Consider the following 23,820-nt stretch of genomic DNA (forward strand, 5'->3'; position numbering starts at 1 on the left):
CAAGGGTTTGTTTTTATTTCAATAGATCCAATTCAAGGATATTATTCTGCTTTTTCATCTTTTCCTTAAGCCTTTTTTCATCTTCGCGCATCTGCTTAGCAGGATCTATCACTTTTCCGGATTCATCCCGCATTTCAATAATAGTTCCGTTATTCAGTAATTGTCGCTGCCCTTTCATAGGATCTTGAAGATAATCTTTAAAAACTTTTTTATATTTTTCCTGATTTAAAGTAATAAGAGCATTATATCTTTTCTTCTCTTTTTGGCTTTTCCATTCGGCTGTTTGCGGAAGTTTTTTGACTCCTTTAAGTTCAAATATATGAGAATGCGTATTGTCTTCCAATTTTATAATTAACCCTGGCAATCCATGGAATTTATACGGTCCATCCTGAATCGGAATATCTGTCGTAAACCAAGCTATCCATTTTCTGCCCGCAAAATCACAAACTGCTTTTTGAGCATTAAAATTCCCTATTTTTTCTTTATCTGAAAGAATTTTCCATTGCTGCTTTCGGGTATCTTGTACCAAGTATTCGTCCGAAAGGAGAGAATTAAAATAACTTAAAACATAATCGGGATAACTTTTTTCAACAAAATACCTCATTTCTCCTTTATATCCCATTCCGGAAAGGCTAATATCTTTAATCCCCAATTTCACCTGCTTTTGTATATAAGCATTCATCAACGAATCTAATTCCTGATAATCTTTACTGTAGAATTTTGATCCTTTTGGAGCAATATCGAGATTCATCAATTCAGTTTCAGTTTTATCTTTTGCTGTTGAATCTATGGCAAATTTATATTCATAGACAAACCTTTGATATTGTGCATCAATAATAAGTACCGACAAGAGAAAGAATAACAATAATATTTTCTTCATGTTTTAATTTGATTTTTAGTTTTTTTAGCGTTTAAAGATAATAAAAACAGGATAAAAATCACTTTCTACCCTGTTTCAAATTTAAAAAATTAGTTTACCTACTTCACCAAATCTGGCTCTATCGGATTATTATTAATAGACTGATTATTTGTATAAATCCGGTTCTATTCTATTATTATTTTTCAGTATTTCTTCTTTTGCTCTTTTCTCAATATTCCTGTACATTTCGTTCATATCGATATCTTTTCCGTCCTGATTTCTCATTTTAACCACAGCACCAGCGGGAAGAGTACTCATTGACTGTTTCATATCTTTTGTAGGATCTGTCTGATAATCTTTCCAGGCTTTTTTAAATTGCTTTTTACTTACCTCAATATCTTTACCGCCCATTCCAATCATTGTAACACCCGGTAACTGAAGTTCTTCCTCAGCACTTACCTCTGTTTTTTTATTACCAATTAAAGTCATTATATGCGAACCTGTTTTATCTTCCAATTTCACAATTAGACCGGGCAATCCGTAAAATTTATATGGCCCGTCCTGAAAAGGAATATCAGCACTGAACCATGCTATCCATTGCCTTCCTCCAAAAGTTGTTGTCGCTTTTTGAGTATTATATTCGCCAATTTTTTGTTTTTCAGGAAGAATTTTCCATTCGGGTTTTTGGTCTTCTGCCACTTTATAGGTTGTTTGTCCAATTTTATCTGAAAGTGATACTTTATAATCAGGATAAGCTTTTGTAACGGTCGTGAAAATCGTTCCCGGTTTTATATTTTTTTTGATATTTATGCTTCCGCCAAATCCACCTTTCAACTGTTTTGCAATATCCGCCTTTGTGATAGAATCTGATGCAAATTTTTCTCGGCTATAATATTTTGACCCATTTTTATCAATATCCAAAAGCATTATGTCACTTTTGACTTCCGCTTTATTGGTGGAATCTGAAATATATTTATAATCATAATAAAATCGATTAATCTGTGCATGAGCACATATACTTACAAGCAAAAAGAATAGTATTTTTTTCATATTTATGGTATTAAATAAAAAAGCTTTGTCAATTTAAATATCAACAAAGCTTATTGAACTTTATTTTTTGGTCTGAATTTGTATGCTGCCTTCTGTTTTCCCGTTATTGGTATTTTTCATGATATTCATTGAAGAAATTTCATTTGGTTTTAAAGCTTCCATATCTTGTTTTGTAGAAGGTTTTCCATCAATAAAAATTTTCATATCTCCAGTATCACCAACAACACTTCCAGATCCAGTAGTTGTTATTGTAAAACTATCGTTCTGGCCTTTATTCATTTTCATAGTCTGAGCACTGATTCTCAACATTTTATCTTGCGGAATATTTCTAAAGTTATTACTTTGGATGTAAACTCTTCTGTTATTTCCTTCCAAGACTCTTCTTTCCACATCAAGTTTTGCTCTCTCACCTTCTAATTTCGCTCTCTTTTCATCAAGTTTTGCTCTTTTTCTGTCGAGTTCAGCTCTTTTTTTTGCTGTGGATGCAGATTCTTTGGCTCTTTCAGCAAATACCATATCAGCTTCCGGGCTCCATTTCATGTCTTTCAGATCATTAAATTTATAAACCCTAACTTTTGAAGTATTCGGCGAACGTGGAGCGTTTGGTGCATCCGGAGCATTCGGAGCTTTTGGAAATGGTGGAACATCAGGAAAATCAAAATTCATTTCTGGCATTTCCGGCATTTCAATATTCATGCTTTTAAGCTCTTTTACTTTGCTCTTCCATTCGTCTGATTTGAAAAAATCATTTATATTTTTCATTTCAGAACCATCCATTCTGTAGGCCAATATTGTTTTCTGGAAATTATCAGAACTTGCAATTTTTCCTATTTCAGAAGAAAGCTCTCCCAATTCGTCAACATGCTTTTGAAATTCTTTGCTTTCAGGTTTTAATTCTTTTAAAGCTTTACTTTTTTCCTGTATTTTTTTACTGAGATCGGCGATTTTTTTCTCGTCATCAGATTTTTTATATCCTTTGGGAGTAACAATTATATCTCTGCTTTTTTCTGGTCTTATCGTGTCTTTTTTGATTTGAGAAACGGCTTCCTCAATGGCAATATTTGTTTCTTTAATTTCTTTATTTTTAGCATTTACCATGTAGGCAAAAGCCACTGAAAATAAAACCGGCAATGCAAAAATTCTTCGCGCATACCCGAATTTGGTTTTAGGTTTTTGTAACATTTTGAGTCGTTTTTTTAGATTTGAACTTAGAAACGGACTGGTTGCAGGTAACTGTGTTCCGGAAAAGTGACTTGCTAAAAGCATCTGCGCAAATGCTTTTGTGTCCGATTGTTTTACGGCCTTTTTATCGGCCAGATACTCGTGAATTAAACTTATTTCTTTTTTAATGATATGAAAAAATGGGTTGAACCAGAAAACGGAGGTAATCACTTCAATAAAAATTTTATCGAATGAATGTTTCTGCTCAATATGCACCATTTCGTGCTTTAAAATTTGTTTTCCAATGTCTGAATTCAATATAATTGTATTCTTCCAGAAAAGGTTTTTAAAGTAAGAGAACGGAGCTTCGGTGAGGTTTGTATGGTAAAAATTAATACCATCAAAACTTTCTTTTTGAAATTGGCTTTTAAGCTGTTGTATTCTAAAGATCCCGTAAATGAATCTTCCTAAAAAATAGAGAGAAACCAATCCCAAAGCTGAAAAAATAATTCTAAAATAAGTGTGGTCATTTTCTATGTTTTTGGTTGTATTAAAATTCTGTATCTTATCCAGCAAGCTATAAACATCATTATTTACCTCTATCGTAAAATCATCCACCGTGATCAGCGGTAATAATAGTGATATCAATATTGCAGACAGTAAATAAAATCTGTTATAATGATGAAATGTCTTGTCTTTTAAAGACAACTGATAATACAAAAACATTACACCAGAAGATAAAATTACTTTTACAAAGTATAGAAGTATTGCTTCCATAGCTAGTCTTTCTTTTTGAGTTCGTTTAATAAAATTTCAAGATCTTCAACAGTCATTTCATTTTTTTCTACAAGAAATGAAACGGCACTTTTATAAGAACCTTTAAAATAGTTTTTCACAAGGCTCTTCATGGTCTTGCCCGAATACTGCTCTTTTGAGATCAACGGGAAATATTCATGCTGTCTTCCGTAAACGCTATAGTCTACGAACTCTTTGTCTTTCAACACTTTTAAAATAGTTGAAACAGTATTGGTATGCGGTTTTGGTTCCGGAAAAAGATCAAGGACATCTTTTAAGAATCCTTTTTCGAGTTTCCATAAATACTGCATTACCTGCTCTTCTGCTTTTGTTAACGTCTGAATTATCATATCCTGTTTCATTTATCATTAAATATGATATAAAATTGTATCAAAATTCTATATCACTAAGAAATTAGTTATACAAATGTAGAAATAAATCTCAATCCAACAACTATTTTTTTAGTGATAAAAGATTAATTAATATAAAGTTCTGAAAATCAATTAAATAAATTTTATTAAAATATGTTAAATTTTTAATTGATCGAATTTATTACCTTATTAATCGGCAGTAAAATTTAGGATTAGAACACAAATTCTTAAAACTTGTTAATTTTTATTAAATAAAATTAAAATCTATTTGTTTAAACTGAGAAAATATATTTATTTTAGTGCTTTAAAAATTTCTCATGAAAAGATATAATTTATTGATTGTACTATTACTACTTATTTTTAATGTAACGACTGCTCAAAAGAAGAACTCTCCTGCAGCAGATTTTGGAACTTTAAAAGAAACTAAAGCAAAAATTGAAAAAACAGTTCCTCTTGTTATAGGACATTTGCAGACAATCGCGACTAAAGAAGGCGACAACAATATCCTTATTAACGGAAAGACCGCTTTAGGAAAAGAATATGCAAAAGTAGAGCAAGAATGGCGTTTGTACAGAGGAAATATGTCTAGCTGTATCCTAAACAATTCAAATAAAAAATCTAAAAAATGTCTGGAGTATCATAACAGAATGTTCAGAGACACCATGATCAACTATAAAAATTACATCACTTACCTTACTAAAAAGAACGGATATTTGGGTGTAGAAGGTGATACTAAAATTGACTTCAACCCTGCTGAAATGGCAACGAAACTAAGTGAAGCTTATTTCAATGCAAGCGATGCCGCAGGAAGAATGAAAGGAATGCAGAAGAAAGATTTTATGGATCAAACCAATGCTGAAGACTACAAATTAAGTCCTTACGCTACAATAGCTCAATAATATATAATCCCGCTTTTAAAGTGGGATTTTTTTTATTTAATAAAATTGTTAATTAATAATTTTCATTTTGAATGGCTTTTTGAAACCGTTCGCAAATTCCTAATATTTCATTAGGGTGTTCCTTAAATTTCCCCAACCTGATAGTAGAGTAATTTATCTTGAACTCCTGAGCATTATATACAACCACTTTTGGATTTTGGATTTTAATAAGGAGACTATACCTTATTGTAGTAGAATAACCGCCACCTTCAGTCGCCTCTCGACGTTCTTCAGAACTTATATCAAAACCTGTTATTTTGTTCCACTGGATTTCATTATCAGGAAATATTCTGAAACCTCCTTCACCATGTAAAATATCTACAATATTTCTTCCGTAGCATAATTTTATTCCGGCTTCAGATAACATTATTTTCTGTTTTACATCCCAGATATAGCCTGATACTACAACAATCGGGAAAAATAGTATGGCTATTATCAAAACGCTAATACAAATACTACCAGCAACATCATCTGATGATATTAACCATTTAATAAAAAAAAATAATGGAACTAAACCGAAAATCGTAACAAGAATTATATCTGTTACCACTGATTTTTTTCTCTCAGAAATAATGACAGTTTCCATTTTATTAAATTTTATCATAAAGATGCATAAAAAATCAATACATAAAGACTGTAGAAAATGTTTTAAAAATAATTTTGTGAAAATTTAGAATTGATTGAACAAAAAAAGAGAACCACAATGTGATTCTCTTAATTTAGTAGCGGGAACAGGACTCGAACCTATGACCTTCGGGTTATGAGCCCGACGAGCTACCTACTGCTCCATCCCGCGGTGTATCTTTAGAGTGTTTACCGAAAACACTTAACTTAGTAGCGGGAACAGGACTCGAACCTATGACCTTCGGGTTATGAGCCCGACGAGCTACCTACTGCTCCATCCCGCGGTGTATCTTTAGAGTGTTTACCGAAAACACTTATAACTTAGTAGCGGGAACCGGACTCGAACCGATGACCTTCGGGTTATGAGCCCGACGAGCTACCTACTGCTCCATCCCGCGGTGTATCTTTAGAGTGCTTACCGAAAGCACTTAACTTAGTAGCGGGAACAGGACTCGAACCTATGACCTTCGGGTTATGAGCCCGACGAGCTACCTACTGCTCCATCCCGCGATATTGGATTGCAAATGTACGACAATTTTTTAAAAATCCTAATTTTTCTTTTAAATAAAGGAGTTTTATGAAAACTATTTTAATATTTGTATCTTTGTAGTATGGCAAAAATACTAAGAATTTACCCGGAAAATCCTCAGGAAAATCTTATTAATGAGGTAATTAAATGTTTAAATAATGGCGGATTGATCATTTATCCTTCCGATACTATTTATGCACTAGGTTGTAATATTTTTGATATAAAAGCCATGGAAAAACTGGCTCAGATCAAAAAAATGAAACTTGAGAAGGCTCAATTCTCTATTATTTGTAACGATTTAAGCCATCTTTCAGATTTTACAAGACCTATTGATACTTCGGTTTTCAGGTTTTTGAAAAGTCATCTTCCAGGACCTTTCACATTTATCTTAGATGCCAATAAAAGTGTGCCTTTAGCCTATAAAGGTCACAAAACAATCGGTATTCGTGTGCCGGATCACCCGATTCCACAACTTATTGTTGAAAAACTAGGACATCCGATTGCTTCAACTTCCATAAAAGATGATGACGAAATCATTGAATATTCTACAGATCCCGAATTAATTGCCGAAAAATATGATCATTTAGTTGATATTGTCATTGATTCAGGATACGGTGACAACGTAGCTTCAACAATTGTAGACCTTACTTCCGGAGAACCTGAACTGATCAGACAAGGAAAAGGAATTATTTAATTATAATTTCTCAATCATTTTATGAGTTTTAATGGAAAATATTCTTTAGGAATTCTTCTCACTTTTGTGCTTCTTGCCTTAGTGATGCTTTATGTTTTTCCTTTTCTCAGTTTAATTACCGGGGTAAAAACCATGACAGCCGGTCTGTTTTTGAATAGCAGAATTGTTATTTGGATCGTTTTGTTATTGATTTTCCTTTATAGTAAATTAATCGAGAAAAGTCCCATTACGATTTGGAAAGACAAAGAATATCCAATCTCATTTTATATTGGCGCCGTGCTTTGCATGTATTTTATTTGCGCGATTGGAGGCGCACTTTTAAATGGGTTAATCTTTCTTATTACGCATGAAAAAATGAGTGATAAACTCATTCAGCTGCAATCGATTTTTAAGAATAATTATTTTTTAATTATTTTTACTTGCCTAACTGCAGGCGTTGTAGAAGAGGTTTTAATGAGAGGTTATATCCAACCAATAATTGAAAAAATATACAACAGTCCGGTTTTAGGAGTCATTATCTCCGCCATTTTATTTGGAATTCTTCACAGCACATACGGAACGATTGGTCAGGTTGTAGGACCTCTCTTTATCGGGGTTGTTTTTGCTGTATTTTATAAATTATATTCGAATATTAAAATCATTATCATGTGCCATTTTCTATTTGATTTTGTGTCTTTGATGATCATGAATTTTATTGATATTAAACATTTATCCGCTTTTTAACAACATGAAAATAATAACATCTCCTGCCAAATTAATGAACGTAGAAAACTCAACAGACCTTTTGAGAACAACTACACCTAAATTCATTGAAGAAGCAGCACTTTTACAATCACATTTAAAACACAGATCTCCAAAATACCTTTCTGAACTCATGGAAATATCGCCAAAACTGGCCGATGAAAACTGGGAAAGAAACCAAAAATGGAAAGATAAACCCACTGCAAAAGAATCTGCACCAGCCATGTTTGCCTTTACAGGTGAAGTTTACAGAGGTTTGGATGCTAAAACATTAGATAAAAACGCAGTAGATTATTTACAGAAAAACTACAGAATACTTTCCGGATTGTATGGTTTGTTGAAACCGTCTGATAAAGTAATGCTTTACAGATTGGAAATGGGTCGTAATTTCGAGTTTGAAAATTATAAAAATCTGTACGAATTCTGGAAGGAAAAAGTGACAGAACAATTGAATTCTGAGATGAAAAAAAATGAAGTTCTTCTTCATTTATGCAGCAACGAATACGGAAAAGTAATCGACAGAAAAAAACTGAATCATCACGTAATCGATTTTGATTTTTACGAATTAAGAGACGGAAAACTGAAAACAATCGTCGTTTACACAAAACATGCGAGAGGTTTGGTCGTGAGATTCTGCGCAGAAACCAATGCAAAAACGTTGAATGATGTAAAAGCTTTTAATTACGAAGGCTATATGATCAATGAAGAAAAATCTACAGATACTAAATTGGTTTTTACACGATAAATGAATAATACAGAGATCCGAAATTTGATATTTCCAAAGGTTTTAAAACTTGTTTTTTCGATGAGTTTTATCTTTAGCTGTGCTCAAAAAAAAGAAGCATCAATTAACGGATTTCTAGATAATCATACTTTTAACAGTCCTTACGAAGATTCAATAAACTTTAAGACAGACAATATTTTTTCGGTTACAAAATTTAAAAAACCTGAAAAAAATGATAGTATTTCCGCAAAATTCAACGGTCTTTCTTACACGAAAGAATCATATACAGAATATCTTCCAGACGGTAGAAAATTGTACCGAAAATCTACTTACGATAAAAATTCTGTTGTAGAAAAATTTCATTACAAAAATAATTTTCTCGTTCTTAAAGAATTAATTGAAAACAAAAAATATTACAATTATAACTGGCTATTTTACAACAAAGAAAATCACCTTCAAGAAGAAATAGATTATAAGATAGGCGAAAATAAATCCTTTATTTATGAGGGTTATACGAAATATAATTTCTCTTCCGAGGCAAAAAAGACAACCGTTAAAATCATTGATTATGGTTATGATTCTGTAGCCAATCCTGAAGAAGAATATATTTTTGAATTTCCCATTCTTACAAAAAAAACGCCTTTGTATCAATCCAAAATCCATCGCTATCAATGGATGAATGGGACTTACAAACCTATTGATATTAAAAATTACGTTATTGAAAATCGCGATGTGACTTTCAGCTATGATAAAAATGGCTACTTACTTTCTGAAATTTGGTTCGCAAATCACAATTCACTGGAAAATAAAACGGAATATGAGTATTCAAAAGATTATCTGGAGCGTGTTGAACAGCAATATCACATGCTTGGAACAGAAAAATCTATGAAAACCACCAGAAAATATGATGATCATAACAACCTTGTTTTTGAGCAAAGCATAGAATATACAGGACATCCTTTATATGCCGAATATTTTGAATATACTTACGATAAACAGGGAAACTGGATTTCAAAAAAACACTACAGACAAGATCCAGACGAAGGAATTGACAGTAAAAAAGGGCTCATTGATTATGAATATCGTGAAATAAAATATTACGATTCAAATTCCAAACCTAGAAGTTTTATTTTACCTGAATTTCCGAAAGATGCAGAAAATATCCGAACAAATATTCCAAAAATATCAGATAAAAAGCATACTACAGCAGATGCGTTTCAAAAGGCGGTAGAAAGTGGAGATTTTGATTCAGAAATCACGCTAAAAAAAGCAAAAACTCTTGAAGAATTCACCCCAAAATTCTGGACTTTAAAAGACAAACAGTTTGGAAATTTAGACGACACCCCAGAAGATGAAGCAGTTTGCGTCTACGAAACTCCAATCGAAGGTGATTTAGGATTCGCACAAAGTTTAGCTATTTATAAAAAAGAAGGTGAAAATTGGGTATTATGGCACCAATCAACCAATCCTATTCTTTCTACCGAACATGGCGGAATGATGGGAAATCCTTATGAAGGAATTAGTATCACAAACAAAACAATTATCGTCAATCATTTCGGAGGAAGCCGACAAAAGTGGAATTACACCCATAGATACAGATTCCAAAACAACAATTGGTACCTAATTGGAGCATCTGTAAATTTTGGTTCTCCATGTGATTATTTCCAATCATTAGATTATAATTTATCAACAGGAGATGCAATATTTGACTATTCATCTGAAAATTGTGATGAAAATAATACTGTAAAAACCAAAAGCTGGAAAGAAAAAATCAATAAAAAAGCTCCTTTGCCTTTAATGGATGAATTTCAGGTTGGCGAAAATAAAATTGAACTAAAAAATAGAAAAACAGAGATGTTTTATTAATAAAATGACAGTATCAGAACTCAAAAAATCTTTTTTAACAAGTCTGTCGGAAATTTATGCAGAATCAGAAAGTGCGTTTATCTTTCAGATTTTTGTAGAAAATATTTTAGAATTAAGCAGTATCCAGCAAAGACAGTTTGCAGATCAGAAAATATCTTCAGAAAATGAAGAAAAATTCCAAAATATCGTTTCAGAATTACAAACAGGAAAACCTTATTTGCAGATCTTGGGTGAAACAGAATTTTACGGAATGAAGTTTTTTGTGAATGAAAATGTATTAATTCCACGTCCTGAAACGGAGGAATTATTGGAAATTGCTATTCAGAAGATTCACAATTCACAATTCACAATTCACAAGCTGAGAATCCTCGACATTGGAACCGGAAGCGGGATAATTCCTTTAGTTTTAAAGAAACATTTTCCTGAAGCCGAAGTTTCATCAATCGATTTTTCAGAAAAAGCTTTAGAAGTCGCGAAAAAGAATGCAGACTTTCATCAATTGGAAATCAATTTAATTCATTCGGATTATCTGAATTTTGAATTGACTGAAAATTATGATATTATTATTTCAAATCCACCTTATATTGGCATTGAAGAAGAGACCGAAATTGCTGATTCTGTAAAAGAATTTGAGCCCAAAATGGCACTCTTCTCTCCTACTTCTGACGCGTTGATTTTTTACCGAAAAATAGCCAAAGATTCTGAAAAAAATTTAAATAAAAATGGGTTATTATTTTTAGAAATTAATCAAAAATTGGGTCTGGAAACTTTGAATCTTTATAAAGATTTGTTCTCAGAAGTTGAGCTTGTTAAAGATTTATCTGAAAATGATCGTTTTATTGTTGGAACAAAATAATACATATTGCATTAAAAAAGCTTTCAAAATAAAGAAAATCAACTATTTACTCTAAATGAAAAACCTCTTTTAAAGGAATGCTTATTGGAGAGTTATCCGGATTGGTTTCCATAATATCCGCCATATAATTCCACCATTTCTTTACAATTTCAGAAGTCCCTAGATCCTGAGAACCTGCACTTTCCGAAACTGTTTGGTGAGCAAAAAGAATATTCGTGTCTTTATCCCAATATATCGTATAATCCGACACTCCCGATTCTTTTAATAATGCCTTTAGTTCCGGCCAAATTTCACTGTGCCTTTTTTCATATTCCTTTTCGCAACCGGGCTTTAGAAACATTTTGAAGGATACTCTTTTTTTCATTATTTGTTTTTTACTGATGTATTAAATATCAAAACTAACGATCATTCATAAAACAGCCAAATTTCAAGGTAAAAGAACTTGAATGATTTTAATAAGTACTCTATTTTTATTTATTTTAAAATCTATTTTTCTCAATTAAATATCTCTTTCGTTACATTATCTACTTTTTCAGGAAATTAAAATTGACTTTTAATTTCAAGGTTATACGATTAACATATTTTCAAATAAAAACCTAAAACCTTTTAGAATAAACTAGTTACAAGCTTTTTTCTGATAAATTTCACAACAAAATGATTTATATTAAAAATTTATATATATTTGAGAGCAATCGATTGCACTTTACAAAATCAATTTTAAAACTAAACTAATATTATTAATCATGAAAAAATTCTTTATTTATTTTGTGCTTCTCTTCAGCTCCATTTTGCTGAAAGCACAAGTTACCATAACCCAAGCGACAGGTTGGCTTGAAACAGCGTACGTAAAATGGACTCCAATAAGCGGAGTTGACAGTTACAGAGTCTATTACACTGGTGGAGGACAGACAAACAAACTCATTGATACCCAATTGATCAGAAGTTACGGTTCTTATTTTAGAGCTGATATTTTAGGTCTTAGCGCAGGAAGTTACACCATAAAAGTCGTTCCCGTAACCAATAATGTGGAAGGTCCGGAAGCTGTATCCAACGCAGTTACTGTACTTCCTCATGACCGAACAGGTTTTGCCCACAGCAACGGAAGAATTCCCGGAGCATACAATCTGGACGGAACTCTAAAATCCAACGCAGTAGTTATTTACATCACTCAAGGAACAAAAAATACAGTTTCCCTGAATGTAACAGGCGCTAATGCAAATCCTTGTGTAGGATTACAAACCATTTTGGATGGTTTCAAAAAAGGAAGTGACAGCCGTCCTTTAGTCGTAAGATTAATCGGAAATATTACAGATCCAAGTTATTTGTTGAATGGTGATGCTGTAATTGAAAATAAAAGTCTTGTGGCTAATTCAGTGACTTTTGAGGGAGTTGGTTCTGATGCTGTTGTGAATGGCTGGGGGGTAAGAATTAAAAATGCGACCAATGTTGAAGTAAGAAATCTAGGTTTTATGCTGACAGATGCTGCGGAAGGTGATAATTTAAGTCTTCAACAAGATAACAGCTATGTTTGGGCTCACAACTGCGATTTTTTCTATGGAAAGCCAGGCGGAGATGCTGATCAGGCAAAAGGTGACGGAGCTTTGGATGCTAAAAAATCAACGTATATCACTTTTTCATACAACCATTTTTGGGACAATGGGAAAAGCTGTCTTCTTGGTTTAAGTGAAGGAACAACTGCCGGACTTTACATTACTTATCATCACAATTGGTTTGATCATTCAGACTCAAGACATCCGCGTGTTCGTTATTATTCGGCGCATGTTTACAACAATTATTATGATGGAAACTCAAAATACGGTGTAGGATCAACGTTAGGTTCATCCGTTTTTGTGGAGGGAAATTATTTCAGAAACTGTAAATATCCGATGCTTATTTCAAAACAGGGAACTGATGTTGCCAATGGCTCTACAGGAACTTTCTCAGGCGAAAACGGCGGAATGATCAAAGCTTTCGACAATTATATGATCAACCAAAATGCTTTTATTCCATACAATTCAGCAAGCGCATCAGCTCAGTTTGATGCTTATGTTGCAACAACGAGAAGTGAAGCATTGACAGTTAATATCAAAGCTTTTCAGGGAAATGCAACGTATAATAATTTTGATACGAATGCTTCATTGTACATCAATTCATTGGTTCCGGATTCTCCGACCGCTGCCAAAGATAAAGTAACGCAGTATTCGGGAAGAGTTTCAGGCGGAGATATCAACTGGACTTTCAATAATGCAGTTGATGACACTTCTGATTCGGTAAATACAGGATTAATGGCCTTATTACAAGGCTACACTCCTACTTTGGTATTTGTACAGGGAGAAGCTTCAACTCCGGTTAGTTCTCAGACATTGCTTATTGCATCGAACAACGATCAAACTGTAACTACAGGAAGCGCGATTGAACCAATGATTTTCACTTGGGGCGGAACCGCAACCGATGCTACCGTAACAGGCCTTCCGGTTTCAGGAATAAGCTTTGTGAAAAATGCAACCAATAAAACAATTACCGTATCGGGAACACCAACTGCAGATGTAGATTTCACAGTAACGACGGTTGGTTCTTCGGGAACTCCAGTTTCTGGAACGGGAAGTATTACAGTGACTTCAACAGGAACAAATCCGCAAGGAAATGAAGTTCATAATTTTACGTCTTCTAACCTAAGTAGTTCATTTTATTCATTTACCTCAGCCAATATCAATTCTACTGACGGTTCAGCAAATTATGATGGAATAGCTTTAACAAAACGTTTAAAAATAGAATCTGCAACCGCAATCAACTATAATACAACAGCTCCATCATCATTAACTTTGGTTTTTGATCCAACATTCAGCGGAACTGTAAAAGTAGACGGAATTTCTTACACGGCATCTTCGGGAGTTGTAACGATTCCAACGGTAAATGCGGGTTCACACTCGATTACAAAAGGAAGTGTTGCGAATCTGTTTTACATTAAAACACAATTCGCTTCTTCCGCTGTTTTAGCAACTCATGAAAATAAGGTTGAAAAACTGACGATTTATCCAAATCCGGTAGAAACAATTCTTACCATCTCAAATTCTGAAAAAAATCCCATTGAAAATATTATTTTAATGAATGGCTTGGGAGAAATTATTAAAAATATCAAAGGAAATACTCAATCAATTGATATGAGCGGGCTTCAATCCGGAATGTATTTTATTCAGATAAAAACAAAACAAGGCGTTGTAAATCAGAAAATTATCAAGAAGTAATTTTTTTAACAGCTAATTATATTTTTTTAACCGTCTCAGCTTTTGAGGCGGTTTTATTTTTGAAAAATTCAACAGCATCTTCAATTGCATTTTCAATACGCTGATATTTCATTCCCAGTTCATCGATTGATTTTTGATTAGTGTAAAAATTGTCAATTCTCAGGGCTTTCATATTTGATGAGCTTAGATCTGTTTTGATTTTAAAACATCTTAAAATATCTCCAATCCATCCAAGAAATATCAATAAAAAGTTCGGAATTGGAACCGTCAAGGGGTTTTGATCTGTTACTTTATTTACTCTTTTAAAGAACTCTTTATATTTTAAATTTTCATTGGCTAAAAGATATTTTTCACCATTTTTCCCTTTTTCAATAGCTTGAAAAATTCCGTTGGCAACATCTTCTGCGTGAACGAAATTTTTTCCACCCTTTGGATAAAAAACAATATTCTTTTTCCAAACCCAAAAAATGATTTTTCCTGAACTTGGCTTGTTGTCATATTTTCCAATCATAAAAGTTGGATTTAAAATAATGACTTCTGTGGTTTTATTATTTCTAAGAAGATAATTTTCTGTTTCCAGTTTACTTTTAGCGTAAAATGATTGAGTGAAAGGATATTTTTGTTTAAAATTTTCATTGCCTAATTCTTCCAAACTTCCAAAACCCAATGTATTCGCAGAACTCACAAATAAAAATTTCTGAACATTAGCTTTCTCTGATTGAGAGAATAAATTAATCGTTGCATAATAATTAACTCTTTTATAATCTTTATAAAAAAGAAGACTCTGACTTGTTTCCGCAGCAATATGAATAACAAAACTCACATCCACCAAATACGATGAAACTTCGGAAAACAAATCACCTTCAATCAGTTGTAGGTTCTCATTTTTTTCACCTAAATAGCCACTTTTCTGGCGCACCAAAGCAATAACAAAATAACCATTTTCTAATAATTTTATAACAACATTAGCTCCAAGAAGTCCTGTAATTCCGGTAACAAAAACTTTTTTCATGCTTCGATTTCTTTTTTGATCGCGTTGGTCATTAAAGGTAGCTTAATCCAAATTGGTAAAACTTTCATAAACAGCCAACTGATAGGATTTACCATAATTACAGAATCTCTCTTAAAAAGTCGGTCAATGCAATATCTAGCCACTTTATTAGGATCTAGCAAAGTCAATTTTCCTAAAAATCCTTGTTTTTCAATTCTTTTACAGACATCAATATTAGTTTTCATCGCTCCCGGATTTACGACGCTTACGAAAACATTGGTGTCTTTTAATTCTTCATGCAGACCTCTTGAAAATGAATGAATAAAAGTTTTGGAAGCCGGATAAACAGTTTTAAAACCAATCGGAGAAAAGGCTGCCATACTCGAAACATTTAGAATATATGCTTTTGGCTGGCTCAATAAATTGGGTAATAATTGATGCGTAATTAAAGAAGTCGCTGTAATATTTACCTGTAGAATTGTATTAATGTAATGTGGAGTTGCGTCTAAAAATTTTCTCGTTCCTCCTAAACCCGCATTATTAATTAAAATATGAATATTGAAGGAATTATTTAACCATTCTGTCAGTTTGAAAATATTTTCGTTGATAGAAAGATCGACTTCATAATATTGGGTTTTTACATCATATATTTCAGCAATTTCTAAGCTCAAAGCTTCAAGATTTTGATTTGGAAGACTTATTAAAATGACGTTAATTTTTTTCTTAGCTAAACTTTCGGCAAATGCTTTTCCCAAGCCCTGACTGGCTCCCGTGACAACTGCGTAAGACTCTTTCGTTTCCATAAAGCAAATTTTATGGTACAAAAGTATCTTTGTAAAGTCTTTTTAATGTTCCAACCTATCTGAATGAACAGATTTTAATTGAAAAACTAAAACAAACTAATCGATTAAAAATCAATTAATTAAAATAAATAAAAGTTAAAAATTATAAACCTGAACTTATTTTTTTGAATTCGGAAGGAGTCTGATCGGTGAATTTTTTGAAAGTTGTATTAAAAGAAGTCTTAGAATTAAATCCCGATTCATATGCTATTCCTAAAATCGAAAGTTTAGTATTATCCTTCAATAATTTTTTAGCATGTTCAATTCTATATTCATTGACGTATTGGAAAAAATTCTTTTGAAATCCTGTATTGATCACATAAGACAAATGATGGGTGGAAATGGATAAAAGCTCTGAAAGTTTGATCAAATTAAGTTCACTTTCCAAATAAGGTTTTTGGCTGTTCATTAGTTCTTCCAACTGAACTTTAATTCTTACTAATTCTTCATCAGAAATCAATTTCCTCTTTAATTCTTCCGTTTCAGAATCATCATTAATTGAAATTAATTCTTCACGCAGTTTTTCTTCAACCGGATAAATTTCTTTTTGTTTTAAAGAATTATAAGCTACGAAATAAATAACTAATAAAAAGATCAGATTAATGAAAAAATTCAGTGAATTAGCATTGTAAGAGAGGTTATAAATCGTATAAATAATGCTTACGATAAAAATAATAAGGATAATATATTCCAGCCAGTTTAGGTTAATTCCTTCTGTATTTGAAGAAAATAGCTGAATTTTTCTTTGATGTTTTCTGATGGTAAAATAAGAAAGTCCCGTATAAAATAAAGCCTGAAAAAGAATCAAACCTATAATAACATATTGGAAAGTATAAAATCTGAACTCAACCAATACAATGCTCACTAAAAAAATTACAGGAAGCACCGCATATTTAAGATCGGAAATTTTAAACTTAAAAGCCGGATTTGTATAAAATAATACACTGAAATAAAAGACAATCGGCGTCAAAAACTGAATAAAACGCACCAAAAAAAGCGAATGAACTTCAATGGTAGACTGTGTAATTAGAAACAAAACCTCATCCAACCAAAAAGTTGACCATAAAAAAAGAAATATCCCAAACCAAAGATTGGCTTTTTTATTAACTTTTAGTGGATTGGCAAGCTTTAATAAAGAAAGTAAAACCAATGAACCATAAATAAGTATAACGATGAAATTGTTTAACTCTGATGCGCTCATTGGTTTTACTATTTTAGTTAAAAATGTTTTTTAACCTATTCTTTTTCTTACAAAGATCTCATAACTTAAATATAGTAATGGAAGTGCCATAATTCCAATGTATAATGAGTTTTCGATTGCTTTTCCGGGTGCAAGCGCAATTGCATAAACCAATCCAAAAAATGCTCCCCCTAAATGGGCAGCATGACCAATATTATCATTTTGTTTTGGATTTAGCATCATATAAACCGAATAACTGAAATATATAAGTCCAAAAATAAATCCTGGAATTCCAATAGGAATAAAGAATATATATATTTTAAGAGCAGGAATCATTGCAATCGAGGCAAATAATATCCCTGAAACTCCTCCACTCGCACCAATTGCAGAATACCACGGCTGTTTTTGATATAGAAACAATGAAAATATATTTCCTAATAATATAGATCCGAAGTAAACAATTAAAAATCCGACATTTCCAAAACCTTTGACAACAATAGGCCCGAAGAAATAAAGTGTCATCATATTAAAAATCAGGTGCATAATATCCGCATGAAGAAATCCTGCAGAAAGCAAACGAATGTATTCTTTTCTATTTTGGATTGCCCCAACATTAAATTTATACTTTTCGAAAATGCCAATATTATTAAAAGCAATAAAGCTGATAATACCCGTAGCAATTATAACTAATATTAAAATATTCATATTTTTTTATTTAATTTTTTGAATCGGAAGCTCTTTTGTTGCTCCACCTTCAGAAGGAATCATCTCACTTTTAATATAAAACGCATTGTTTTTATTGTATAAGAAAAAGTCTAGATCAATTCCTGTATTTTCTCTGTCAATTACGATTTCGGGTAAAAATTTAATGGCTGTATTCTCATTATCTGCCTTACCAAAACTTCCGTATACATGATGCATCCCTAATTTTGCGGTATCACTCGGTTTTTCATACCAAAGATAGAAATGACCATCTTCAGAGCCATCTAATACTAATTTGGCTTTCAATTTTGTTCCGTCATTTTCTCCTGCATAATCAAGATAATCTAAATGATACTCGCCTTTCCATTGCTTGAAATCCTTTTCACTGACCATTTCATAGTCGGTATCTTCTTTTCGAGGTTCTTCATCAGTTATTTCTTCTGAAGTTACACTTTGAACAGAATCAATAACTTTGGTTTCAACAACTTCTGGTTCAGTTACCTTTTCTTTTTTCTCTTTGCAAGAAAAACTGATCACGAAAATTGCAATCGGAAATAATATTCTTTTCATTTAGTTGTAAAATCTATTGATTTTCAGGCTCTCCTGCATCAAACAAATCACCGATCACGCCTCCATCATCATCAGTTCCTTCCGTATTTTCAGATTCTTCATATACTTCCGGCTCTTCCTCTTCAGGTTCAGGAATGGTTACGTTGATTGTTTTAACTTTAAATTTAGTAAACTGATTTCCAATAGCTTTAATTCCTTTCACGGCAATAAATTCATCAATATTTACCGTTTCAGGATCGCGTTCTTTCCCTTTATCCTTTGCAAAAGCGATCTCTGCAGTACAGCCATTTGCTACAATTATATTTTCGATAAATGACTTAGGATGTTCCGACGGCATAAAGGCTTGCGGATTTGTATTATTCTCCAAAAGGAATCTTTTGATAAAATAAATTTCCTTTTCACCATCATAGTAAATACATGTGATGGGCTGATTAGGTCTCCATTTTTCTAAGATCAGATATTCGTCATCGAAGCGGTTTCCTAGATCAAAAGAAATCAATTTAGCCTCTCCATTTCCGGTGACAATTAATATTTTATCGTCTCCTTTAAAGCTTCCCAATAAAGTTCCTCTTCCGTCTGCGTTCAGCCTTCTCACGGTATCATCAAACCAAATTCTTCTTGGTGCCAATGTAGAAACACCTTCTTCTTTAAGATCAACTTTTTTAATAGAATATTTGGTTACCAAATTTCCTTTAGAATCACGTCCTTTGATGGCTAATTCGGAGAAATCGATATCCATTTTATTTTTTCTGATTCTTGGATTTGGCTTTAAAAGTACGGATACTGTTTCTGCTTCACCATTCGGATTAGCTGAGAAATAAAGCATTTCAGAGAATTTTTTATCTGAAGCCAACGGATAATCTGTATTTCTGGTCACACCCGTTACGGAAAAACGTTTCATGTAATACGGTCCGTCTCTTCCTTCACGATAGATCATATTGTAAACCGTTCTCTTATCGTTTTTCTTGAAAATTGCGACATGCAAAATGTCTTTTCCGATAAAAGTTTTGGCTTCCACTTTTACGACTTTCATGCTTCCGTCTTTTCTGAAAGTAATAATATCATCGATATCTGAACAGTCGAATAAATACTGATCTTTTTTCAGAGAAGTTCCGATGAAACCTTCTTCAAAATTGGCATAGAATTTTTCGTTGGCTACGGCAACTTTACTCGCGTCAATAGTATCGAAAATTCTAAGCTCAGTCTTTCTTTCTCTATCCTTACCAAATTTCTTTTGAATATTTAAATAATAATCAATCGCATAAGTAATAAGGTGAGCCAAATTATGTTTTACCAGCTCAATTTTACCTTCAAGAGCAGCAATATTTTCTTTAAATTTATCTAAATCGAACCTTGAAATTCTCTTAATTCTGATCTCAGTCAATCGAAGAATATCTTCCTGTGTTACGGCTCTTAAAAGATGTTTCGTGTGAGGTTTTAAACCTTTGTCGATTGTTAATAAAACATCATCCCAGGTTTCAACTTCTTCAATATCGTGATAGATTCTGTTTTCAATGAAAATCCTTTCCAATGAAGAGAAATGCCAGTTTTCCTGTAACTCGTGAAGTTCAATTTCCAATTCTTTTTTAAGCAATGAAACTGTGTGATCAGTATTCATTCTTAAAATCTCAGAAACATTCAGGAACATTGGTTTATCACCAACAATTACACACGCATTCGGAGAAATCGTTACCTGACAATCTGTAAATGCATATAAAGCATCAATTGTTTTATCAGGCGAAGAGTCATTAGGAAGGTGAATAAGGATTTCTACTTTATCAGAAGTATTGTCCTCAATTTTTTTGATTTTGATTTTCCCTTTTTCATTCGCTTTTAAAATCGAATCAATTAAATCGCTCGTATTTTTAGAAAAAGGAAGTTCAGTAATGACCAAAGTATGCTTGTCTGTCTGCGTAATTCTGGCTCTGGCTCTTACTTTTCCGCCTCTGTGACCGTCGTTGTATTCAGAAACATCTAAAAAACCAGCGGTTAAGAAATCCGGGAATATTTCAAACTTTTTACCTTTTAAATAGGCAACAGAAGCATTAATTAATTCATTAAAATTATGAGGAAGAATTTTGGTTGAAAGTCCAACACCAATTCCCTCAACTCCCTGTGCAAGAAGCAATGGGAATTTTACAGGAAGGTCGATCGGTTCGTTATTTCTACCGTCATAAGATTTTGCCCACTCCGTTGTTTTAGGATTGAAGACAACTTCTAATGCGAAAGGCGTTAATCTCGCTTCAATATATCTCGCCGCTGCTGCAGAATCTCCTGTATAGATATTTCCCCAGTTTCCCTGAGTATCTATCAAAAGCTCCTTTTGGCCTATCGCTACCATTGCATCGGTAATAGAGGCATCACCATGAGGATGATATTTCATGGTATTTCCAACGATATTGGCAACTTTATTGTAACGACCGTCTTCCAGCTCACGCATGGAGTGCATGATTCTTCGCTGAACAGGCTTCAAACCGTCATAAACAGACGGAATTGCCCTGTCTAAAATTACATACGATGCATAATCAAGAAACCAATCTTTGTAAAGACCGGAAACTTTTTTTAAGCTTTCACCTTCATGAGAGTGTTCTTCTGTCATCTTTTATTTTTAACTCTTTTTTCTCGTTATTAGCTTTTACGACTTTGTTTAAAGAGAACTTTAAATCTACTATTTCTTTTTTTGTGAGGTACGAAATTTCATATTTCAGCATTGTAGATCCGCTGTTTTTGCTTGAAATTGTAACGTAAAGTCTTTTAATGTAAAAAACGTCTATTATTTCATAGCGTATCAGTTTGTATTTTGGGAATTCATCGCTTAATGGCTTATCCAGAAACGGAACAATGTTTCGGTTTTTAAAATTAAGGGCTTCCCCATCGCTGTCATATTCAAAAATTTGTCTTCCTCTTAAGTAAAAAGCTATTAGTAAGGCAACAGGAATAACCAGTAAAAAATAGCTTTCTAATCCTAAAATATTAAATCTATATTCTTCAAGAAGAAAAAGTGCAATCCCGATTAAAACTGCCATTATCAATAGCGTATTCACAAAGTTATATACCGAAGCTTTGTTACGGTTACTCAGTCTCATATTAATTATTGTGTGTTTTGGTGGTTTTTGTTTTTTGGTGTTTTAAGTGGTCTTTTTTCATCATTGTATTTGTATTATTTATTCTTCTATAGCTTCACTCAATATTTCTTTTTTATCAATATCCGGATCTTCTACAACAAGGTTATCCAGGATGAATAATTGTCTGTCCGGCGTATTTTTACCCATGTAAAATTCCAATAACTGTTCTATTGTCTGATCTTTACCGATCACAACAGGTTCTAAACGAATGTCTTTACCTATGAAATGTTTAAACTCATCAGGCGAGATCTCTCCCAATCCTTTGAATCGTGTAATTTCTGGGTTCTTTCCCAACTCGTTTAATGCTTTCACTCTTTCAACTTCAGAATAGCAATATCTTGTCTCCTTTTTATTTCTTACCCTAAACAATGGAGTTTGAAGGATATAAAGGTGACCATTCTTAATCAGATCAGGGAAAAACTGTAAAAAGAATGTGATCATTAGCAAACGAATGTGCATCCCATCGACATCGGCATCTGTTGCAATAATTACGTGGTTATATCTTAAATCTTCAAGACTTTCTTCAATATTTAAAGCAGCTTGAAGCAAATTGAATTCTTCATTTTCGTACACTACTTTCTTCGTAAGACCATAGCAGTTCAAAGGTTTTCCTTTTAATGAAAATACCGCCTGAGTTTCTACTTGTCTGGATTTTGTGATTGATCCTGATGCAGAATCTCCCTCGGTAATAAAAATCTGCGTATCTCCTTTTCTTTCAGCCTTTTGATCATTGTAATGCTGTCTGCAATCACGGAGTTTTTTGTTGTGAAGAGAAACCTTTTTAGCTCTTTCTCTCGCCAATTTCTGAATTCCGGAAAGTTCTTTTCTTTCTCTTTCTGAGATTAGTATTTTTCTCTGGATCGCTTCTGAAATTTCAGGATTTTTATGTAAGAAATTATCTAATTTACTTTTTAGGAAATCGATGATAAAAGTTCTTACTGTCGGCCCGTTTGGCCCAATATCGTTTGAACCTAATTTCGTTTTCGTCTGAGATTCAAAAACAGGCTCTTCAACATTAATTGAAATCGCTGCAATGATTGATTTTCTGATATCAGAAGCATCAAAATTCTTATTAAAAAATTCACGGATCGTTTTTACATACGCTTCACGGAAGGCATTTAAGTGCGTTCCACCCTGCGTTGTATTTTGTCCGTTAACGAATGAGAAATAGGTTTCCGTCTGAGATTTGTCAGAATGCGTGATCGCCAATTCAATATCATTATCCTTCAAATGAACGATAGGATAAAGAATTTCGTTTTCCATTTCTTCTTCCAACAAATCTTTAAGACCATTTTCAGAATAAAAAGTTTCTCCGTTGAAAAGAATTTTTAATCCAGGATTCAAATACGCATAATTACGTAACATCCTTTCGATATACTCTTTTCTGTATTTAAAATGAAGGAAAATTTCGCCATCCGGAACAAAAGAAATTTCGGTTCCGTTTCTGTCTGAGGTATCTTTTTCTTCAAAATCTTCCGTGATCATTCCACGGGAAAATTCTGCCATTTTCATTTTTCCTTCACGGAAAGACCTCACACGGAAATATTCTGAAAGTGCATTTACAGCTTTTGTACCTACCCCATTCAGACCTACAGATTTTTTGAAGGCTTTACTATCATATTTACCTCCAGTGTTCATTTTGGAAACAGCGTCGACCACTTTTCCTAATGGAATTCCACGGCCAAAGTCACGAATCATAACTTTACCGTCGTCCACTTTTATTTCAATTCTCTTACCCGACTTCATTCTGAACTCATCGATCGAGTTGTCCAGAATTTCTTTAAGCAAAATATAAATACCGTCATCAGCAGACGAGCCGTCTCCTAACTTTCCGATATACATTCCGGGACGTAAACGAATGTGCTCCTGCCAATCGAGGGTTCTGATATTATCTTCGGAATAGATTGGATTTATTTCTTGTGACATATATTATTTCAGCAAACATACAAAAGTACGA

General features: G+C 33.0%; 21 protein-coding genes and 4 tRNA genes. 7 read left to right on the forward strand and 18 right to left on the reverse strand.

Annotation, left to right across the window (positions count from 1 at the left end; all coding sequences use genetic code 11):
- Positions 1–13: 13 nt before the first annotated feature.
- The 4 genes from SB689_RS03725 to SB689_RS03740 form a co-directional block, all read right to left on the reverse strand.
- Entirely contained in the window at positions 14–880 is an 867-nt protein-coding gene (locus SB689_RS03725) for a GLPGLI family protein (RefSeq protein ID WP_410690788.1), read from the reverse strand.
- A gap of 144 nt (positions 881–1,024) precedes the next feature.
- On the reverse strand, positions 1,025–1,909 hold the full coding sequence (locus tag SB689_RS03730) for a GLPGLI family protein (RefSeq protein WP_410690790.1): 885 nt from the start codon (positions 1,907–1,909) through the stop codon (positions 1,025–1,027).
- A 60-nt stretch (positions 1,910–1,969) separates the two neighbouring features.
- Complete coding sequence (locus SB689_RS03735) at positions 1,970–3,847, reverse strand: M56 family metallopeptidase (protein ID WP_410690791.1); 1,878 nt, start codon at positions 3,845–3,847, stop codon at positions 1,970–1,972.
- Between the two features lie 2 nt (positions 3,848–3,849).
- A complete protein-coding gene (locus tag SB689_RS03740; RefSeq protein WP_072406936.1) occupies positions 3,850–4,215 on the reverse strand; it encodes a BlaI/MecI/CopY family transcriptional regulator in 366 nt (121 codons plus the stop codon).
- A gap of 338 nt (positions 4,216–4,553) precedes the next feature.
- On the opposite strand from SB689_RS03740, the gene SB689_RS03745 reads away from it, so the two are divergent.
- Complete coding sequence (locus SB689_RS03745) at positions 4,554–5,135, forward strand: hypothetical protein (RefSeq protein ID WP_066757821.1); 582 nt, start codon at positions 4,554–4,556, stop codon at positions 5,133–5,135.
- Between the two features lie 52 nt (positions 5,136–5,187).
- On the opposite strand, the gene SB689_RS03750 is transcribed toward SB689_RS03745, so the two are convergent.
- The 5 genes from SB689_RS03750 to SB689_RS03770 form a co-directional block, all read right to left on the reverse strand.
- Positions 5,188–5,760, reverse strand: a complete 573-nt coding sequence (locus SB689_RS03750) for a hypothetical protein (protein WP_410690792.1) — start codon at positions 5,758–5,760, stop codon at positions 5,188–5,190.
- A gap of 137 nt (positions 5,761–5,897) precedes the next feature.
- Positions 5,898–5,970 (reverse strand) — tRNA-Met (locus SB689_RS03755).
- A gap of 39 nt (positions 5,971–6,009) precedes the next feature.
- A tRNA-Met gene (locus SB689_RS03760) sits at positions 6,010–6,082 on the reverse strand.
- A 41-nt stretch (positions 6,083–6,123) separates the two neighbouring features.
- Positions 6,124–6,196: transfer RNA gene (locus SB689_RS03765), tRNA-Met, on the reverse strand.
- A gap of 39 nt (positions 6,197–6,235) precedes the next feature.
- A tRNA-Met gene (locus SB689_RS03770) sits at positions 6,236–6,308 on the reverse strand.
- A gap of 101 nt (positions 6,309–6,409) precedes the next feature.
- Between SB689_RS03770 and SB689_RS03775 the strand changes: the two genes are divergently transcribed.
- The 5 genes from SB689_RS03775 to prmC are packed head-to-tail and all read left to right on the forward strand — an operon-like array spanning position 6,410 to position 11,208.
- Complete coding sequence (locus SB689_RS03775) at positions 6,410–7,021, forward strand: L-threonylcarbamoyladenylate synthase (RefSeq protein ID WP_066757817.1); 612 nt, start codon at positions 6,410–6,412, stop codon at positions 7,019–7,021.
- Between the two features lie 21 nt (positions 7,022–7,042).
- Positions 7,043–7,744: a CPBP family intramembrane glutamic endopeptidase gene (locus SB689_RS03780; protein ID WP_410690793.1), complete on the forward strand. Its 702-nt coding sequence runs from the start codon at positions 7,043–7,045 to the stop codon at positions 7,742–7,744.
- Positions 7,745–7,748: 4 nt separating this feature from the next.
- Positions 7,749–8,507 (forward strand): peroxide stress protein YaaA, encoded by a 759-nt coding sequence (gene yaaA, locus SB689_RS03785; protein WP_410690795.1) that lies wholly within the window; start codon positions 7,749–7,751, stop codon positions 8,505–8,507.
- Positions 8,508–8,567: 60 nt separating this feature from the next.
- Positions 8,568–10,352 (forward strand): hypothetical protein, encoded by a 1,785-nt coding sequence (locus SB689_RS03790; RefSeq protein WP_410690797.1) that lies wholly within the window; start codon positions 8,568–8,570, stop codon positions 10,350–10,352.
- 4 nt (positions 10,353–10,356) lie between these two features.
- Positions 10,357–11,208 carry a peptide chain release factor N(5)-glutamine methyltransferase gene (gene prmC / locus SB689_RS03795; RefSeq protein ID WP_410690799.1) on the forward strand — a complete coding sequence of 284 codons (852 nt, stop codon included), beginning with the start codon at positions 10,357–10,359 and terminating at the stop codon, positions 11,206–11,208.
- A gap of 46 nt (positions 11,209–11,254) precedes the next feature.
- Here prmC and rhaM read toward each other — a convergent pair whose 3' ends face one another.
- Positions 11,255–11,572 (reverse strand): L-rhamnose mutarotase, encoded by a 318-nt coding sequence (gene rhaM, locus SB689_RS03800; RefSeq protein ID WP_410690800.1) that lies wholly within the window; start codon positions 11,570–11,572, stop codon positions 11,255–11,257.
- Between the two features lie 379 nt (positions 11,573–11,951).
- Between rhaM and SB689_RS03805 the strand changes: the two genes are divergently transcribed.
- A complete protein-coding gene (locus SB689_RS03805) occupies positions 11,952–14,453 on the forward strand; it encodes a T9SS type A sorting domain-containing protein (RefSeq protein ID WP_410690801.1) in 2,502 nt (833 codons plus the stop codon).
- 16 nt (positions 14,454–14,469) lie between these two features.
- Here the strand turns inward: SB689_RS03805 and SB689_RS03810 are convergent, their stop codons facing one another.
- From SB689_RS03810 to SB689_RS03845, 8 genes are all read right to left on the reverse strand, one after another.
- Positions 14,470–15,465 (reverse strand): NAD-dependent epimerase/dehydratase family protein, encoded by a 996-nt coding sequence (locus SB689_RS03810; protein ID WP_410690802.1) that lies wholly within the window; start codon positions 15,463–15,465, stop codon positions 14,470–14,472.
- On the reverse strand, positions 15,462–16,247 hold the full coding sequence (locus tag SB689_RS03815; protein WP_410690803.1) for an SDR family NAD(P)-dependent oxidoreductase: 786 nt from the start codon (positions 16,245–16,247) through the stop codon (positions 15,462–15,464). The genes SB689_RS03810 and SB689_RS03815 overlap by 4 nt, the downstream gene beginning before the upstream one ends.
- Before the next feature lie 142 nt (positions 16,248–16,389).
- Positions 16,390–17,487, reverse strand: coding sequence for a helix-turn-helix domain-containing protein (locus SB689_RS03820; RefSeq protein WP_410690805.1), 1,098 nt, complete (start codon positions 17,485–17,487; stop codon positions 16,390–16,392).
- 30 nt (positions 17,488–17,517) lie between these two features.
- The gene (locus SB689_RS03825) at positions 17,518–18,171 is read right to left on the reverse strand and encodes a rhomboid family intramembrane serine protease (protein WP_410690806.1); all 654 of its coding nucleotides are present in this window, start codon (positions 18,169–18,171) and stop codon (positions 17,518–17,520) included.
- A gap of 6 nt (positions 18,172–18,177) precedes the next feature.
- On the reverse strand, positions 18,178–18,738 hold the full coding sequence (locus SB689_RS03830) for a hypothetical protein (RefSeq protein ID WP_410690807.1): 561 nt from the start codon (positions 18,736–18,738) through the stop codon (positions 18,178–18,180).
- Between the two features lie 13 nt (positions 18,739–18,751).
- Entirely contained in the window at positions 18,752–21,337 is a 2,586-nt protein-coding gene (locus SB689_RS03835; RefSeq protein ID WP_410690808.1) for a DNA gyrase/topoisomerase IV subunit A, read from the reverse strand.
- On the reverse strand, positions 21,315–21,824 hold the full coding sequence (locus SB689_RS03840) for a hypothetical protein (RefSeq protein WP_410690809.1): 510 nt from the start codon (positions 21,822–21,824) through the stop codon (positions 21,315–21,317). Before SB689_RS03840 ends, SB689_RS03835 begins: the two co-directional genes overlap by 23 nt.
- A gap of 78 nt (positions 21,825–21,902) precedes the next feature.
- On the reverse strand, positions 21,903–23,789 hold the full coding sequence (locus SB689_RS03845) for a DNA topoisomerase IV subunit B (protein WP_410690811.1): 1,887 nt from the start codon (positions 23,787–23,789) through the stop codon (positions 21,903–21,905).
- Positions 23,790–23,820 lie beyond the last annotated feature (31 nt).

Origin of the sequence: Chryseobacterium sp. SIMBA_038, assembly GCF_046535115.1 — a bacterium.
In the GTDB taxonomy this organism is placed as follows: domain Bacteria; phylum Bacteroidota; class Bacteroidia; order Flavobacteriales; family Weeksellaceae; genus Chryseobacterium.

What these genes read in the sequence shown, in the direction of transcription:
- SB689_RS03725 (WP_410690788.1), bottom strand. Translation starts at nt 880, where the DNA reads ATGAAGAAAATATTATTGTTATTCTTTCTCTTGTCGGTACTTATTATT.
- SB689_RS03730 (WP_410690790.1), bottom strand. Translation starts at nt 1,909, where the DNA reads ATGAAAAAAATACTATTCTTTTTGCTTGTAAGTATATGTGCTCATGCA.
- SB689_RS03735 (WP_410690791.1), bottom strand. Translation starts at nt 3,847, where the DNA reads ATGGAAGCAATACTTCTATACTTTGTAAAAGTAATTTTATCTTCTGGT.
- SB689_RS03740 (WP_072406936.1), bottom strand. Translation starts at nt 4,215, where the DNA reads ATGATAATTCAGACGTTAACAAAAGCAGAAGAGCAGGTAATGCAGTAT.
- SB689_RS03745 (WP_066757821.1), top strand. Translation starts at nt 4,554, where the DNA reads ATGAAAAGATATAATTTATTGATTGTACTATTACTACTTATTTTTAAT.
- SB689_RS03750 (WP_410690792.1), bottom strand. Translation starts at nt 5,760, where the DNA reads ATGGAAACTGTCATTATTTCTGAGAGAAAAAAATCAGTGGTAACAGAT.
- SB689_RS03775 (WP_066757817.1), top strand. Translation starts at nt 6,410, where the DNA reads ATGGCAAAAATACTAAGAATTTACCCGGAAAATCCTCAGGAAAATCTT.
- SB689_RS03780 (WP_410690793.1), top strand. Translation starts at nt 7,043, where the DNA reads ATGAGTTTTAATGGAAAATATTCTTTAGGAATTCTTCTCACTTTTGTG.
- yaaA (WP_410690795.1), top strand. Translation starts at nt 7,749, where the DNA reads ATGAAAATAATAACATCTCCTGCCAAATTAATGAACGTAGAAAACTCA.
- SB689_RS03790 (WP_410690797.1), top strand. Translation starts at nt 8,568, where the DNA reads ATGAGTTTTATCTTTAGCTGTGCTCAAAAAAAAGAAGCATCAATTAAC.
- prmC (WP_410690799.1), top strand. Translation starts at nt 10,357, where the DNA reads ATGACAGTATCAGAACTCAAAAAATCTTTTTTAACAAGTCTGTCGGAA.
- rhaM (WP_410690800.1), bottom strand. Translation starts at nt 11,572, where the DNA reads ATGAAAAAAAGAGTATCCTTCAAAATGTTTCTAAAGCCCGGTTGCGAA.
- SB689_RS03805 (WP_410690801.1), top strand. Translation starts at nt 11,952, where the DNA reads ATGAAAAAATTCTTTATTTATTTTGTGCTTCTCTTCAGCTCCATTTTG.
- SB689_RS03810 (WP_410690802.1), bottom strand. Translation starts at nt 15,465, where the DNA reads ATGAAAAAAGTTTTTGTTACCGGAATTACAGGACTTCTTGGAGCTAAT.
- SB689_RS03815 (WP_410690803.1), bottom strand. Translation starts at nt 16,247, where the DNA reads ATGGAAACGAAAGAGTCTTACGCAGTTGTCACGGGAGCCAGTCAGGGC.
- SB689_RS03820 (WP_410690805.1), bottom strand. Translation starts at nt 17,487, where the DNA reads ATGAGCGCATCAGAGTTAAACAATTTCATCGTTATACTTATTTATGGT.
- SB689_RS03825 (WP_410690806.1), bottom strand. Translation starts at nt 18,171, where the DNA reads ATGAATATTTTAATATTAGTTATAATTGCTACGGGTATTATCAGCTTT.
- SB689_RS03830 (WP_410690807.1), bottom strand. Translation starts at nt 18,738, where the DNA reads ATGAAAAGAATATTATTTCCGATTGCAATTTTCGTGATCAGTTTTTCT.
- SB689_RS03835 (WP_410690808.1), bottom strand. Translation starts at nt 21,337, where the DNA reads ATGACAGAAGAACACTCTCATGAAGGTGAAAGCTTAAAAAAAGTTTCC.
- SB689_RS03840 (WP_410690809.1), bottom strand. Translation starts at nt 21,824, where the DNA reads ATGAGACTGAGTAACCGTAACAAAGCTTCGGTATATAACTTTGTGAAT.
- SB689_RS03845 (WP_410690811.1), bottom strand. Translation starts at nt 23,789, where the DNA reads ATGTCACAAGAAATAAATCCAATCTATTCCGAAGATAATATCAGAACC.